Here is a 15,298-nt window from a genome sequence, read left to right as displayed (position 1 = left end):
CGCGCCGGACGGCACACGGTAGCGCCGATCACCACGGCGTCAGGTCGAGGTCCGGCAGGAGGTCGCCGAGGTCGTCGGCGAGGCCCTCGATCGCCGCGACGGTGTCCTTGGGCGAGAAGTCGACGGAGAACGAGATCCCGCCGCCGAGCCCGAGCGCCGCGCCGAGCTCGACGTCGAGCTCCGTCTTGTCCCAGCCGAGCGCGAGGTCGGCGCTCGCCTTCACGCCGACGCCGGCGTACCCGGAGACCTCGGCCCCGCCGGTCACGCCCAGGACCGTCGCCGAGGCCTCCGCTGACGCCTCGGCCCCGGCGAACGCCTCGACGCCCGCCTCCATGCCGACGCCGTCCGGGCCCACCGTGAGGGTGCCGTCGGCCGTGGCGCGCGCCCCGACGAACGCCGCGGCCGTGCCCGCCACGGCGGCGTAGTCGTTGCCGACCGAGGCCGACGCCTCGCCGCCCGCGCCGACGGCGACCTCGACGCTGCCCTCGGCGACGAGGTTGCCCTCCTCGTCCACGCCGGCGGAGGCCTCGCCGTCCACGCGGCCCCCGTACCAGCCGCTCGCCTCCGCTGCGCCGAGCCCGCCGGCGAACGTGGTGCTCGCCGAGCCCTGGTCGCCGAGGAACTGCCAGGAGCCCTCGACCTCGCCGAGCGTGACGCCGACGTCGATCTTGTCGTCGATCCGGTCCGGCTGGCCGTCGCCGTCGTCGTCCTCGTCGCGGAAGTCGGGGACGCCGTCGTGGTCCGTGTCGTCCGTGTCGGTGACGCCGTCGCCGTCCTTGTCCGGGTCGACGTCGTCCGTGACGCCGTCGCCGTCCTGGTCAGAGCTCTCCGGGCGGGGCAGGACGGTGTCGCCGTCGAACCCGCCCGTGCCGGAGCCGGGCGGCTCGTCGGCACCGCCCGCCGTGCCGCCGTCCACGCCGCTGGCCTTCTCCTGCGCGGTCGCCTCGTCGCGCAGCTGCCGGGCGGCGTCGGCGAACGCCTTCGCGACGGACAGGAGCGCGGGGCGGTGCGCGGTGTCCCACGCGCTGCGGTACCGGGCGGCGTCCGCGCCGTCCCAGCCCGACGCCGCGATGCGCCGGCCGACGCCGCGCGCGTCGTCCTCGAGCCCCTCGCCCGCGCGCTCGATCGCCGCCGCGAGCCGGCGCAGCTCGGCGGGGTCCGCCCCGAGCCTGGTGGTCATCGATCCCCTCCGAGATCCGTGTCGTCGTCGCCGCACCGCGGGTGCGGGGCCCCTGCGCCCCGCACCCGCGGTGCCGCGGTCCGCGGGGTCGCGGACGGGACGGGACAGGACGGGTCAGTGGGACGTCTTGTCCTGGTCGTCCGCGTTGGTCTTCGCCAGGTGGCCGAAGTCCTGGAGCGCGGCGGCGACCTGCTTGAGGGCGGCGCGGTGCGTCTGCTCCCACTCGCCGCGGAAGCGCTCCGCGTCGGCGCCCTTCCAGAACACGCCGTGCAGCTGCTGGGTGATCTTCTGGCTGATCGTCGTGAGCTCGTCGGCGTCCGTCTGCAGGCTCCTCGCCAGCGCCCGGACCTCGGTCGTGATCATGCCGAGCTTGTTGCTCATCGCTGTCTCCTTCGGTGGTCGGTACGTGTCGGGCGGCGTCGGTCAGTGCGACGTCTGCGTCTGCTGGGTGAGCTCGCGGTGCGCCGACCGGGCGATCTCCTCGAGCGCGTGCGCGACACGCTGCAGCTTCTTCGCGTGGTCCGAGTCCCAGTCGCTCTTGAAGCGCTCGGCGTCCGGGCCGTCCCACGTCGTCGAGCGGACCAGGCTCGACAGGTGGGCCTGGATCTCCTCGATCCGCTTGGCCTTGCTGTTCAGCAGCGCCACGAGCTGCTTCATGTCCTCCGGGTTCATGCCCAGGTAGCCGCTCACCGGCGTCTCCTCTCGTTCCCGGTGCCCCCTGCGGGCACCTGTCGGCCGTGCTGCGGACATGCAACCAGAGGGGTTGCCGCCCGGTCGATGGGGAGCACTCCCCATCTCGGAAAAGGCACTATTCGGGCAGGGCCACCTGCACCTTGCGCGGCCGCCCGCCCGCCACGAGGAAGCCGCGCCCGGGCGGGAGGTCGGCGCGCCGGAGGCGTCCGAGGCCCGTGTTGAGCAGCGCGTCGCCGTCGAGCTCCCCGGGGACCAGCAGCAGGCCCGCGCGCCCCGCCTTGAAGGGCTGCGCGAGCGTCCACGACTGCCCCCACGTCGACGTCTCCGCCTCCCCGACGACGAGCAGGTCCGCGCGCACCGCGGCCCGCACGAACCGGTCGAGCGGCCCCTCGGCGGCCGAGTCCGTGAAGTCCGTCAGGCCCTCGACGAGCACCGTGAGCGTGCCCGGCGCGTACGTGCCCGCCTCGACGTCGGAGCGCAGGTCGCGCACCAGGTCGGCGACGTCGTCCTCGCCGTACGCGCTGCGGTCCCAGGCGCCGAGCCCCGCGAGCGGCGTGCGCCGCAGCGCGACGTGGACGAGCGGGCCGCGCCCCGCGCGCGCGAGGGCCCGGGCCATGGTGGCCAGCGCCGTCGTCCTGCCCGACGCCGGGGGGCCGGCGAGCAGGAGCGTGCCGCGCCGCGGCAGGCCCACCGGGGCGACGTCGAGGTCGTCGAGCGCGAACGCGGCGCCGCCGCCCGCCGTGGGCGGGAGGTCGTCGAGCGCGAACGCGTCGGGCAGGCGGCGCAGGCCGGGAGCGGGCCGCACGCCCAGGCGCTCCATCGTCTGGCGCAGGCTCGTCGCGGCCCGGGCCTGGAGCGCGACGTTCGCGTCGCCGCCCAGCACGGCCACCTGCAGCTCGTCGCCGTCGACGACGGCGCGCCCGGGCGGCGACGTGACGCCCAGGACGTCCGCGGGCTCGCCGAGGGAGGCGTACTCGTCCGTGGTGGCGAGGCGGTGCACGAGGCGCTTCTGGATGGTCGAGCCGAGCGACGCCGGCACGGCCGACGCGCGGTCTCCCGCGACGACGAGGTGCACGCCCACCTGGCGGCCGTCCGTGGCGACCTGCGTGAGCTGGCCCCACGCGGGGCCCCACTCGTACGCCTCGCGGAACGGCCCGACGCCGTCGACGAGCAGCAGGATGCGGGGCTCGTCCGGCGCGTCCGCGAGGCGCCGGTACGCGCCGATGCTGTCGGCCCGCACGGCCGCGTACCGCGCGGACCGCTCCTCGACGACGTCCGAGATCAGGCGCAGCACGCGCCCGACCATCTCCTCGTCGTCGCCCGAGACGACCGCGCCGACGTGCGGGAGCTCCTCGAGCATCCGCAGGCCGTTCGCGCCGAAGTCCAGCGCGTACACGTGGACGGGCCCGCCGCGGGCCGTGATCGCCGCCGAGACGGCGATCGTGCGCAGCGTCGTCGACTTGCCCGAGCCGCCCGTGCCGAACACGGCGAGGTTGCCGTCGCGGTCCGGCTCGTAGAAGTACGTCGGCTGGGCCTGCGAGCGTGGGTCGTCCAGGACGCCCAGGAGCAGCTGGTCGTCGGTGCGCGGGTTGGGCAGCAGCGCCAGGTCGTACGTGGGAGCGAGCTCGTCGAGCCACGGCCGGCGCGGCTCGGGCACGCCCGCCGAGCGGGCGGCCTGCGAGACGGTGGCGACGACGCGCGCGATGTCGTTGGGGCCCGGGTCGCGGACCTCCTCGACGTCGCCCGCGGGCACGTCCCAGCGCGCGTTGGTGCCAAAGCTCATCTCCTCGACGTCGACGCGCGGCCGGTCGGGCCGGTCGAGGGTCCAGCCGCCCGCGTACCCCGTCTGGAACGGGGTGACGCGGCCGGGGCCCGTCTTGGCGGCGCCGCGGCCCGGGATCGACGGGTCGAAGTGGGCGGCCATCGGCAGGCCCAGCACGTCGGCGGAGTCGGACTCGTCGGCCATGCGCAGCGCGATGCGCAGGTTGGTGTTGGCACGCAGGTTGTCCTTGATGACGCCCGCGGGGCGCTGCGTGGCCAGGATGAGGTGCAGGCCCAGCGAGCGCCCGCGCTGCGCGACGTCGACGACGCCGTCCACGAACTCGGGCACCTCGCCCGCCAGGGCGGCGAACTCGTCGACGACGATGACGAGGCTCGGCGGCGCCTCGGGGTCGCCCGTGCGCTCGAGCGAGGCGAGGTCCTTGGCCTTCTTCCGGTTCAGCAGGTGCTCGCGGTACCGCAGCTCGGCGCGCAGCGACGTCAGCGCCCGGCGCACCAGGTGCGGCGAGAGGTCGGTCACGAGGCCGACCGTGTGCGGCAGGTGCACGCAGTCGGCGAACGCGGCGCCGCCCTTGTAGTCGACGAGCAGGAACGTGACCCGGTCGGGGCTGTGCGCGGCGGCCATGCCGAGCACCCACGACTGGAGGAACTCCGACTTGCCCGCGCCGGTGGTGCCGCCGACGAGCGCGTGCGGGCCCTGCGTGCGCAGGTCCAGGTGGAACGGCTCGACGCCGTTGTGGCCCACGAGCGCGCGCAGGTCCGTGGCCGTCCTGCGGCGCTGCGGCGGCGTGCCGTCGCGGGGCGTGAGCGACCCGTTCTCCTTCCAGCGCTCGACGACGGACGCGGCCTCGTCGCGCAGCGCGGTGCCCGTGAGCGCCAGGTAGGACACGGACCGGGGCAGGTCGGAGTCGTCCTCGACCGGGGCGCCGACGTCGATGACGGGGGCCATGAGCCGGGCGACCTCGTGCGCGGTGGGCAGGTCGACGGTCTCGCACACGACGGGGTAGGTGAGGCGGCCCTCGCGGACCTCGCCCGTGGTGCCCGTCGCGGCGTCCTGGACGAGCACGAAGGTGCGGCAGCACGCGGGCAGCTGCTCGACGGTGGGGGCGACCCACAGCACGTGGACCCCGGCGTCGGGGCCGCGCTCGGCCAGGCGGGTCAGGCGGGCCCGGTCCACGGGGGCGTCGTCCTCGACCAGGACGACGACGCTGGGCAGCACGGGCGCGGGCAGGTCGGCGGGCTTGTCCTCGTCGACCGGGCCGCGCGGCGCCGCCCGCTCCTCGAGGCTCGCGCCGCGGGCCTGGACGAGGTCCTCGAGGCGCGCGAGCAGCGCGAGGGCCGTCCCCGGGTTGTCGGCGAGGTGGTGCGACGAGCCGAGCGGGCTGTGCGGGGAGCCGGTGTGGGGCGCCCACTCGAGCCACTCCCAGCTGGTGCGCGAGCGCGGGGAGGTGACGGCCGCGACGACGAGCTCGGCGGGCGAGTGCAGCGCGACGAGCTGGAGCAGGGCCGCGCGGCCCACGGCGTCGGCGGCGGCGTCGGGCCCGGCGATGCCGAAGCCGCCTGCGACGCGCAGGCGCGCGACGACGGGGACGTCCGTGATCGTGGCGGCCTGCGCCTGCAGCTGGTCGATGCGGCGCCAGAACTCGGGCAGCGTGTCGTTCTCGGCGGGGCCCTCGACCGTGGTGCGCGACGGGGCCGCGCCCAGGCCCGTGCGGACCGTGAGGAACGCGGGGTGCTCGGGGCGGTGCGTCCACATGAGGCCGCCCAGGCGGCGCACGGCGTCCAGCGCCTCGGCGACCGACGGCGCCTCGGCGAGCCGCACGGCCCGCTCGACGGCGTGCGTGCGTGCGATCGTCTCGGACAGCGCGTCGGCGGACGCCCGGAACGCCTCGGACTCCGTGCGGAAGCGGCGCTTCTCGGTGATGAGCGTGTCCGCGTACATCGCGACCATGAGCACGGGGCTCAGCGCCATGAAGACGACCGAGGTGACGCTGCGCGTGATCGCGAACAGGACCCCGCCCAGGATGAGGGGGGCGACCATCGCGAGCCACGGCAGGTGCATCGCCTGCATGGGCTGGGGCGGCTTCGGCGCGCGCAGCGTGCGCTCCGGGAACCGGGCCACCACGCGCGGCGACCGGTTGAGCTCCACGACGGGGCTGGTGGGCGCGATGCTCGTGCTGCGGTGCAGGGCCACCACGGCGAACGTCGTGTCCCCCGCGCCGACGACGTCGGACGACGTGACGACGGCCCGCGTCATGCGCGCGCCGCCCATCGTCAGGCCGTTGGCGGAGCCGAGGTCCCAGACCTCGACCGCGTCGCCCACCGTGATGCGCGCATGCCGCTTGGACACGAGCGGGTCCTCCAGGCGCACGTCCATGCCGCGGTCGCGGCCCAGGTAGCTCGTGCCGGCGGGCAGCGGGAACTCCTTGCCGGCGTCCGGCCCACCGAGCACGCGCAGCACCGCGACGGCCGCGCCGCGCGCCTGGCCGGGCGCCTCGAACTGCTCCGAGACGCGCACGATCGAGACGGCGGTGCCGGAGCGCAGGCCCGCGGTGACCAGGTCGCTCGACGGCGGCAGGACGCGCGGCTGACCGCCGTCGGCTGACGGCTCGACCTGGAGCGTGAGGCGGTCGGGCACGGGCGAGCCGGCGCGGACCGGGTCGCCGCCGAACAGCGCGACGGCGACGTCCTGCACCGAGGCGGTCGCGTCGGCGGTGACGGCGACGTCAGCGACGCTCACGTCGGGGCGGGTCAGGGTGAGCTTGATGCGCAACGGGCTTCCTCGGGCGCTCGGCGGTCGGGTGGGGCGGGGTCGGGGCTCGTCAGCCGTCGTCGGCGACGTCGAGCAGCGGGAGGTCCTCGAGCGTGACGATGCGGGACGTGACCGCGTACTCGACCAGCCGCGCGCGGCGGTTGGTGGCGAGCGCGCCCGGGCCGCCGCGCAGGCCCTTGACGCCCAGGCGGTCGAGCTTGTCGCACACGTTGTCGAGCTTGCGGTTGAACCGGGTGGCCGCCCAGCCCAGCCGCTGCGCCGCGGCGGCCGACGACGGGATCTCCGAGAGGCTCGTCCCCTCGCGGCGCAGCATCGGCTCCGCGAGCGCGAGGATGAGCTGCTTCTGGCTCACCGTGAAGACCGCGGCGCCGATCGTCGTCTCGCCGGCGGGCGTGTCGTCGCGGCCCACCGTCTGGTAGGGCGCGCCCTCGAGGTGCACCTTGAGCTCGTACGTCGTCGGGCCTGCGGTGAAGACGATCGACGTCGTCGGCACGACGAGCGGCAGGCGGTTGCCCGGTGAGAGCCACGACTGCACGCCGCCGCCCGCCTGGCTCACCGTCGCCGACAGCATCGTGCCGACGTTCGACAGCCACCACATGCCGGCCTCGAACGTGAAGCGCAGGAACCGGCGGTGCAGGTACGGGTTGTCGTCGACGTCGAGGTCGGCGTCGCGGCCCACGTCGAACGGCTCGGCCGGGTCGGGCCGGAACCACTCGCCGCAGAACTCGACGGCGAGGCGCGGAAGGTCCGTCTCGGTCACGGGACGTCCCCGCACGCCTGCTGCGGCTCGTACGAGAACCGCCCGTCGCGCACGACGACGACCTCGACGCACACCTGGCCCGGCGCGGTCGCCTCGACCGTGACCGACGAGCCGTCGACGGGCTGGTAGGGCGCGTCCCCGGTGAGCGACAGCTGCCGCCAGGCGAACGTGTCGCCGTCGGCCGCCTGCTCCGGCGCCTGCCACGTGAACGTGAGCCGGCGCCCGTCCGGGGCGCCCGCGGTCAGCCCGACGACGGGTGGCACGAGGGTCCCGAGGTTGTCCTGCGGGACCGTCCGCGACGTCGGGGTGTCATCGGCGGGGGTGGTGGGATCGGCTTCGCCGTGCAGCAGCGACGCGCCGACGACGACGGCCACCGCGACGAGCGCGACGGCCCCGACGACGGCCGGCCGGCGGCGGGCCGGGGCTGCCTCGGGTGCGGGCGGCGCCTCCGTCTCCGGTGCGGCGTCGCGGTGGACGGTCTCCTCGATGCGCGCGTCCCAGCCCGCCACCACGGGAGCGAGCGTCGGCACGTACGACGACGCGACCGGGCGGGCGGGGGCTCCGATCTGAGGTGCTCCGGTCTGCGCGGCTGGGACCTGGCCGGCTGGGACCTGGCCGGCTGGGACCTGGTCGGCTGGGACCTGGCCGGCTCCCGGGGCGAACCCGCTCGGTCCCCGGCGGGTGGGCGCGGGCAGCGGCGGCGCCTGCGCCTCGATCGCGACGACGCTGCGCAGGCGGGTGCCGGGCTCGTCGTCGGCCTCGTCGGCCTCGTCGTCGGCCTTGACCTGGCCGGAGTCGTCGAGGATGTCGACGGGCGTGACGCCGAGCCGGAGCTCGTTCTGCACGTGCTGGAGCGCGCGGGCGAACGCGAGCACGGTCGCGTACCGCGACGTCGCCGTCTTGGCCAGGGCGGTGGCGAGGATGCGTTCGAGCGACACGGGCACGTCGGAGCGGCCCACGGGCGCGAGCCGGGCGCTCTCGATGCGCGCGACCAGGTCGGCCGTCGAGTTCGACCCGCCCGGCACCTCGAACGGCGAGCGTCCAGCGAGCAGCGTGTACAGCGTCGCGGCCAGGCCCCACACGTCCGTCGCGACGCCGGTGCGCGGCGGGTCGAGGAACGCCTCGGGCGGCGACCACGGGATGGACATGCCCTCGGCGCGCGTCGCGTCGTCGAGCGTGGACGAGATGCCGAAGTCCGTGAGCGCCGGGTGCCCGTACTCCGTGACGAGGATGTTCGCGGGCTTGATGTCGCGGTGGATGATCCCCGCGCGGTGGGCCGTCTCGACGGCGCCCGCCACCTGGATGGTGACGCGCAGGGCCTCCGCCACGGAGAAGCGCTCGGTGCGGTAGCGCGACCCCAGGTTGGGGCGCGAGCAGTACTCCATGGCCAGGTACGGGCGGCCGTCGGCGGCGATGTCGGCCCCGTACATCGTGACGATCGACGGGTGGCTCGACAGCGTCGCCATGAGGTCGGCCTCGGCCTCGAACGCCGCCGCCTGGCTCGCGCTGCGCTCCGAGAGCAGCACCTTGACCGCGACGCGACGGCGCGGGCGCAGCTGCTGGTAGAGGAAGACGTCGGAGAAGCCGCCCGACCCGATGACCGAGACGTACTCGAAGCCGTCGATGTGCGGCGGCGCCGACGGTGCCCGCTTGCTGCTCACCAGATCTCCTCGAAGCTCAGGGTGGCCCCGTCGCCGAGGTCGACGACGTCGCCGTCGACGACGAGGGTCGCCTCGCCGGGGTGCAGCCGCTGCGGCGACTGCCCGCCCCGGTGCAGCACCGTGCCGTTGGTGGTCGCGAGGTCCGTCACGAGCACGTGCCAGCCCTCGAGCCGCACCTCGACGTGCGAGCGCGACACGTCCTGGTTCGGGCTTGCGACCGTCACGAGGCGCGGCATCTCCCCCGCCGTCGACCGCGGCGTGCGGGGCCGGCGCCCGACGACGAGCGGGCGGTCGAGCGCGAGCGCCGGCCCGCCGGCGACCTGCACGCGGCCCAGCGCCGGGCGCGGCGCCGGGCCGGCGTCGCCCTCGAGCGGCTCGCCGCACGCACGGCAGGCCTCCCGGGAGGGCGGGTTGGCGTGACGACCCCGCGCGCACGTGCGGGCGAGCACCTGCGGGCCTGTCGCGACGGGCTGTGCGGGGGTGGCAGGTTCGGGTGCGGCGCCCGCGCGCAGCCCGGCGAGGGCGGAGGACATGACGGTGTGGCCGTCGTGGTCGAGGGCGGCGGCGTCGGGCGGTGCGGGCGACGGGCTGTCGCCCCACGAGCGCGGGACGCCCGCGATGAGACCCGGCGTCCCGGCGTCCGCCGCGGGCGGGGCGGGGAGCGGCACGGCGAGCGGTGCGGGTGCTGCGGGCAGCGGGGCCGCGACGGCCTCGGGCTCGTCGTCCTCCTCGTCCGGGCGGACCGCCGCGTCCTCGACCGACCGCATCACGGTCTCGCCCCACAGGTGCGCGTAGCCGTCGTCGGCGACGTCGACCGGACCCGCCTGGGTCGCCTCGAGCGCGGCGGCCGGGGCCCGAGCAGGATCGGGGAGCGGCTCCGTCCCGACCACGGGTCCGGGCGCCCGGGACGCGTCGGGATCGTCGCGCCCGTCGGCCCGCCTGGCGTCGGCCCTTCCGGCGTCGGCCCGCCCGGCGTCGAGCCTCCCGGCGTCGACCCTTCCGGCGTCGAGCCGCCGCCCGGCGTCGTCCCGCCCGGCGTGGGCCTCCTGCGCACCGGGCCCCGGGGGCGTGCGCAGTCCGGGCGCGCCGGGCTCCGTCTCGGCGGCGGGCAGGACCGTCTCGACCTCGGGCACCGACAGCGCGACCGGCGTCGACGCCGTGGCACGGGAGCCCCGGCCGGGCAGCGGCCACGGCGGTGCCGGCTCCGGGGCGCTCGCCGGCGTCGGGGCGCTCGCCGGGGCCGGGGCGCTCGCCGGGGCCGGGGCCGGGGCCACAGTCGTCGAGCGAACCCGCGCGGCCCCGCCCGCGACCACCTCGAGCGCGACCTCGCTCGCCCGGACGACGCCCTCGACGAGCGGCAGGGCCGCGTCGTCGGCGAGGACCTCGCCCGCCGCGCGCGCCCGCACGCCCAGGACCAGCGCCGACACCCCCGTGACCCGCCGCTCGTGCCACGTGCTGACGTCCTCCCCGTCGACGACGACGTCGCTGGACACGGTGCTGAGCACGGCCCGCACGCGCCCGCGGACCAGCACGTGCGCGGCGCCGTCGTCGGCGACCGTGACGGCGGCGAACGGTGGGAGCGTCGTCAGGCTCGCGCCGGGCAGCCCGGCGAGCGCGTCGAGCACGGCCGTGACCGCGGAGGCGGCCGTGAGGCCGTCCCAGACCCGGCGGGCGGCCCCGGCGGGCTCGTCGGCGAGCAGCACGGTCGTGCGCCCGCGGCGCACCACCGTCGCGTCCGCGCCCGTGTAGCAGGCCACGGCGTCCGTCGTCGGCGTCACCGCTCTCCCCCCGTCAGCACCGCGCCGCGCGGGCGCGTGTCCTCGTCCGTCAGCCCGACGACGCGGTGCGGCGCCGTGCGCGCCGCGTCGCCCTCGCCGGCCGTCGCCACGTCGACGACGACGACGGTGATGTTGTCGCGGCCGCCCGCGGCGAGCGCCTCGCCCACGAGCCGGTCGGCGGCCGCCTGCGCGTCGGCCTCGTCCAGCAGCACACGGGCGATCCGCGCGTCGTCGAGCTCGCCGGTCAGTCCGTCGGAGCACACGAGCACGCGGTCGTGCTCGCCGACGGGCACGAACCAGAAGTCGGCGGGCGTCGGGGCGCCGGGGCCGAGCGCCCGCGTCACGACGTGCCGCCGCGGGTGCGTGCGCGTCTCGTGCGGCGTGATGAGGCCCGCCTCGACGAGCTCCTGGACCTCGGAGTGGTCGACGCTCACCTGCTCGAGCTCGCCGTCGGTCAGCAGGTAGGTGCGCGAGTCGCCCAGGTTGACCACGAGCCAGTACGGCACGCCGTCCTGCTCCGCGAGCACGACGCCGGACACCGTGGTGCCCGCCTCCTTGCCGGGAGCCGTCGCGATGGCCGCCACGCGGGCGTGCGCGTCGGCGAGCAGCCGCTCGACGCCCGTGGCGCCGCCGCCCTCGAGCGCGTCCTGGATGCCCGCGCGCAGGGGCGCGAGCGCCGCGATCGCCGTGCTGCTCGCGACCTCGCCCGCCTCGTGCCCGCCCATGCCGTCGGCCACGAGGAACGCGAAGCCGTCCGCGAGGAAGAAGTCCTCGTTGAGCCTCCGTCGCGCGCCCGTGTGCGTGGCGCTCCCCCAGCGCAGGGCGACCGTGTCCAGCCCGCTCACAGCGCCTCCGGGTGCACGACGATCCGCGCGTCGCCGACGTGCAGCGTGGCTCCGGCCGTGACGCGCACGCGCGCGCCCGGGGCCGCCACCTGGGGCGACCGGCCCGGCACGGACACGACCGTCCCGTTCGTCGACCCGCGGTCGACCACCCACAGGCCGCCCGGGTCCGGGTGCAGCTCGGCGTGGGTCTTGGAGACCGACCGGGTCGGGTCCGGCACGGTGAGGACGTCCCAGGGCTCGCCCGTCGGCGCCTGCGGGTTGCGTCCCAGCAGCGTGCGGCCCGTGACGGCGTACCGCTCGCCGGTGGCGAGCTCGAGCACGAGCACGCGGGCACGCGCGGGTGCCATGCGGGTCTCGCCGTCGACGTCGTCGTCGTCGTCGACGTCCGACGACGCGGCGGCGGACGGGGAGACGGGTCCGGACGCGGAGGCTGGAACCGGGGCGGGCGCGGACGCCGGGGCTGGGACCGGGGCGGGCGCCGGGACCGCAGCCGGAGCCGGAGCCGAGGGCGACGACGCCGTCGCCGCCCTGCCCGGGACCCCGGTGATCAGGCCGGGCGTCACCGTCCCTGCGGCAGGAGCCGCCGTCGGGAAGCCCCACGGGTCCGGCGAAGCCGCGGCCGGAAGGTGCCCGCCGGCGGGCACCGGTCCGGCGGACGACACGGCCGGCGCAGGCACGGCCGGCGCAGGCCGCCCAGGCGCTCCCGCGCCCCAGCCCGTCGGCGCTGGCACCCCGGCAGGCCCCGCGAACGCCGTCGGGTCCACCGGCGCCGTCCACGGTCCCCGGTGCCGCAGCACCACGGAGCGGACGGCCTTGTCGTGCCAGCCCTGGTGGCGCGAGCCCGCGTCGAAGGCGGGGCTGAGCAGCACGACGACCTGGAGGATCCCGGCGCCGAGGCCCGACGCCCCGACGATCAGCCACCTCAGCAGCGAGCGCCCCACCCCGATCGGGCGCAGGGTCTCGGCGTCGACAGTGCGCAGGCCCAGCACCAGCCCGCCGAGCGAGCGCCCGGTGCGCCCCTCGACGACGACGAGCGCGAGCCAGCACGCGAGGGCGAGCACGGCGGCGAGGACGTAGGTGCGCTGGACCTGCGCGAAGATCTGGTCCGCCTCGGCCTGCGTGACCGTGCGGATCTCGCCGTTCAGCGGTACACCGGCGCCGACGAGCCCCACGAGCACCACGACGAGCGGCACGACCGCGAGCGCGGCCGCGTCGACGACGTACGCGGCGAACCGGCGCCCGGTCCCGCCGTACCGGGGTTCGACGGAGGGCACCGGCGCGGGGGGTGCGTAGCCGCGCACCGTCGCGACGGCATGCTCGGGCTGCGTCGTGCCCGTGTGCACGGGGACGACGTTGCCCGCCCCCGGACCCGGGCCGGGCCCCGGCGCAGCAGGCCCGGCCGTGGCCGCGAGCGCCGCCGCGGGCGCAGGCCCCGCCGCGGCCGCGCCGTCCTCCGTCCCCGTGCGCGGGAACGCGGCGCCGCACACGGCGCACCAGGCCGCCCCGGCCGCCTGCGCGCTGCCGCACGCGGTGCACGTCAGCTGCGTCATCGGCTCTTCCTCCTCCACGGGGTCACCTGCGGGAGCCGCAGCGCCGGCAGGGCGCGGCCCCACCGCACCGACCGCAGCGACAGCGCCGCACGCAGCCGCGCGCGCCGGGTGACGCTGCCGGCCATGCTCCCGACGACGGCGTCGACGTCCTGCCAGTACGCCTCGACCTGCTCGGGCGTCGGGTCGACGCCGCCGAACACCGTCGCGTCGGCCCGGTGGGCGAGGGCGACGTGCCCGTGGTCGCCGAGCGCGTCGACGAGCGTGCCGGCGGTCTCGCGACGCGTGGAGCCGGCGGGCACGGCCGTGCCGAGGTCGGTGGCCCGGTCGACGACCTCGCGCCAGCCGCCGCTCACGCGGTCGGCGTAGGGGCCCGTGGTCCGGCGCCGCGTGCGGCGTCGGGACTTGTAGGCCAGGACGGCGACGACGGGCGCCGCGACGACCACGAGCGGCACGCCCACCGAGACGGCGATGAGCCCGGCGAGCCGCCAGTCGAAGCCCTGGGCGTCCTGGTCCTGGCCGTCGTCGTCCTTGACGTCCCCGGGGACGTCGTCGGCCGGCTCTTCCGGCGGCTGCGGGTCCTGCAGCACCGGCGGCTTGGGCACCTTCTCGCTCTTGGGCTCGGGCTTGATCTTGTTGTCCTGGTCCGGGACGGCGTCGATCGGCACCCAGCCGTAGCCCTCGAACGGCACCTCGGCCCAGGCGTGGACGTCGCCGCCGACGACGGTCCACGGCTCGCCGTCCGTGCGCTGGTCCTTCTCCGGGTCGACGTAGAAGCCCATCGTGACGCGGGCCGGGATGCCGGCCTCGCGGGCCATGAGGACGAGCGCGACGGCGAACTGCTCGTCGTCGCCCACCATCTCGTCGCCCTCGAGCAGGGTGTCGATGCGCTCGACCGAGTGGCCGGGGCGCGACGGCGCCTGGTTCTCCAGGCCGCTCGAGTAGATGCCGGAGGCCACGAGGCCGTCGCGCAGCGCGAAGAGGCGCTTGACCGGGTCGGTCTCCTCGCCCATGAACTGCGCGGCCTTCGACCTCGCGGACGCCGGGACGAGCTGGTCGTCGAGCGGCGGCTCGGGCGTGTCGGTCAGGATCCGCCCGGCGAGCAGGTCGGCCTCGGCGGGCTGCGGCACGAGCTGCGCCCGGAGACGGTAGGTGTCGCCCTCGCGCAGGCCGGACGTCGTCAGCGCGGTGCGCGTGACCGCGTCGTAGTACGTGCCGTCGAGCAGCTCGCCCGCGCGCGCCCCGGTCCAGGTGATGCCCGTCAGCGCCCCGGCCGCGGGCACCCACGGCCCGCTGTAGCCGAGGATCTGGACGTCGAGCGGCGTGCTCGGCGACCTGTCGGGCGTCGCGATCTCGTCGCCCGCGCGCGTGTACGTGCCCGAGCCGGGCTGGTCGCTCGAGGCGTCGAAGACGACGCCGTCGTACGTGTCGAGCGTGGCCAGGCGGACGCGCTGGCCCGCGGGGAGCCCGTCGATGCGCAGCAGCTCGGTCTCGCGGTCGTCGTTGGCGTACCGCCGGAACGCGGTGAGCGGGCTGACGAAGTCGTGCACGTCGAGCGGCGGCACGACGACCTCGCGCAGCACCGTGCGCGGCTGCTCCGGCAGCACCGCGGGCGCGGCGAACGCCGCCGCCACGGCGCCCAGGCCCAGGATGGTCGCGCCCGTGCGGAACCGGTACCAGCGCAGGCGGCGCGACGCGGCCGCGGAGGCCTCCGTCGTGACGGTGTGCTGCCCCACACGGTTCTCGACGACGCGCAGCGCGCCCCACAGCAGCCCGACGACGCCGACGACGAGGCCCTGCGGGACCGGGCGGGCGACGTCGACGGTGCCGAGCAGGATCACGGCGACGAGCCCCGCGCCCACGGGCACGAGCGCCCACGCCGCGAGCCGCGCCCGCCACGCGACCGTCCCGGCGGCGACGGCGACGGCGTAGAGCACGAGGAACGGCACGAGCGCGAGGTCGGGGAACGAGTGCAGGGGCGGGACGGTGGTGACGAACTCCTTCCACCCGTGCACCGCGCCGAGCGCGAGCCCGCGCACCGTGCCGAGCGTCGGCACGACGCCGGACCGCGTGGTGGACGGCAGCGCGAGCGGCCCGCCGACGGCCAGGTAGGCGACGACGACGGCCACCGCCGTCGTGAGCACGGACCAGCGGCGCGCGGCCGCGAGCCAGGAGACCAGCAGGCCGAGCACCGCACCGCCCGCGGCCGGGAGCCAGAAGCCCGCCGAGCCCCACACGGGGCCGAAGCCCACCGCGACCGCGGCGAGCAGCACGGCGAGCAC

Annotated in this window: 10 protein-coding genes; all 10 read right to left on the bottom strand. The window is 76.7% G+C overall.

Annotation, left to right across the window (positions count from 1 at the left end; genetic code table 11):
* Positions 1-28: 28 nt before the first annotated feature.
* Positions 29-1,180 carry a WXG100 family type VII secretion target gene (locus ET471_RS07875; RefSeq protein WP_129187464.1) on the bottom strand — a complete coding sequence of 384 codons (1,152 nt, stop codon included), beginning with the start codon at positions 1,178-1,180 and terminating at the stop codon, positions 29-31.
* A 114-nt stretch (positions 1,181-1,294) separates the two neighbouring features.
* A complete protein-coding gene (locus tag ET471_RS07870; protein WP_129187462.1) occupies positions 1,295-1,561 on the bottom strand; it encodes a WXG100 family type VII secretion target in 267 nt (88 codons plus the stop codon).
* A gap of 42 nt (positions 1,562-1,603) precedes the next feature.
* Positions 1,604-1,870, bottom strand: coding sequence for a WXG100 family type VII secretion target (locus ET471_RS07865; protein WP_129187460.1), 267 nt, complete (start codon positions 1,868-1,870; stop codon positions 1,604-1,606).
* Positions 1,871-1,988: 118 nt separating this feature from the next.
* Positions 1,989-6,425 (bottom strand): type VII secretion EssC family protein, encoded by a 4,437-nt coding sequence (locus ET471_RS07860; RefSeq protein WP_129187458.1) that lies wholly within the window; start codon positions 6,423-6,425, stop codon positions 1,989-1,991.
* 49 nt (positions 6,426-6,474) lie between these two features.
* Positions 6,475-7,185, bottom strand: coding sequence for an FHA domain-containing protein (locus ET471_RS07855; protein WP_129187456.1), 711 nt, complete (start codon positions 7,183-7,185; stop codon positions 6,475-6,477).
* Positions 7,182-8,846, bottom strand: a complete 1,665-nt coding sequence (locus tag ET471_RS07850; protein WP_129187454.1) for a serine/threonine-protein kinase — start codon at positions 8,844-8,846, stop codon at positions 7,182-7,184. Before ET471_RS07850 ends, ET471_RS07855 begins: the two co-directional genes overlap by 4 nt.
* Positions 8,843-10,624, bottom strand: coding sequence for an FHA domain-containing protein (locus ET471_RS07845; protein ID WP_129187452.1), 1,782 nt, complete (start codon positions 10,622-10,624; stop codon positions 8,843-8,845). Before ET471_RS07845 ends, ET471_RS07850 begins: the two co-directional genes overlap by 4 nt.
* On the bottom strand, positions 10,621-11,469 hold the full coding sequence (locus tag ET471_RS07840) for a PP2C family protein-serine/threonine phosphatase (RefSeq protein ID WP_129187450.1): 849 nt from the start codon (positions 11,467-11,469) through the stop codon (positions 10,621-10,623). The genes ET471_RS07845 and ET471_RS07840 overlap by 4 nt, the downstream gene beginning before the upstream one ends.
* Positions 11,466-13,019, bottom strand: a complete 1,554-nt coding sequence (locus tag ET471_RS07835) for an RDD family protein (protein ID WP_129187448.1) — start codon at positions 13,017-13,019, stop codon at positions 11,466-11,468. Before ET471_RS07835 ends, ET471_RS07840 begins: the two co-directional genes overlap by 4 nt.
* Positions 13,016-15,298: a transglutaminase-like domain-containing protein gene (locus ET471_RS07830; protein ID WP_129187446.1), complete on the bottom strand. Its 2,283-nt coding sequence runs from the start codon at positions 15,296-15,298 to the stop codon at positions 13,016-13,018. Before ET471_RS07830 ends, ET471_RS07835 begins: the two co-directional genes overlap by 4 nt.

Origin of the sequence: Xylanimonas protaetiae, assembly GCF_004135385.1 — a bacterium.
GTDB lineage: Bacteria > Actinomycetota > Actinomycetes > Actinomycetales > Cellulomonadaceae > Xylanimonas > Xylanimonas protaetiae.
This window is presented reverse-complemented; position numbering and strand designations above follow the sequence as displayed.

Coding starts and splice junctions, on each gene's coding strand:
- ET471_RS07875 (WP_129187464.1), bottom strand. CDS start 1,180: ATGACCACCAGGCTCGGGGCGGACCCCGCCGAGCTGCGCCGGCTCGCG.
- ET471_RS07870 (WP_129187462.1), bottom strand. CDS start 1,561: ATGAGCAACAAGCTCGGCATGATCACGACCGAGGTCCGGGCGCTGGCG.
- ET471_RS07835 (WP_129187448.1), bottom strand. CDS start 13,019: ATGACGCAGCTGACGTGCACCGCGTGCGGCAGCGCGCAGGCGGCCGGG.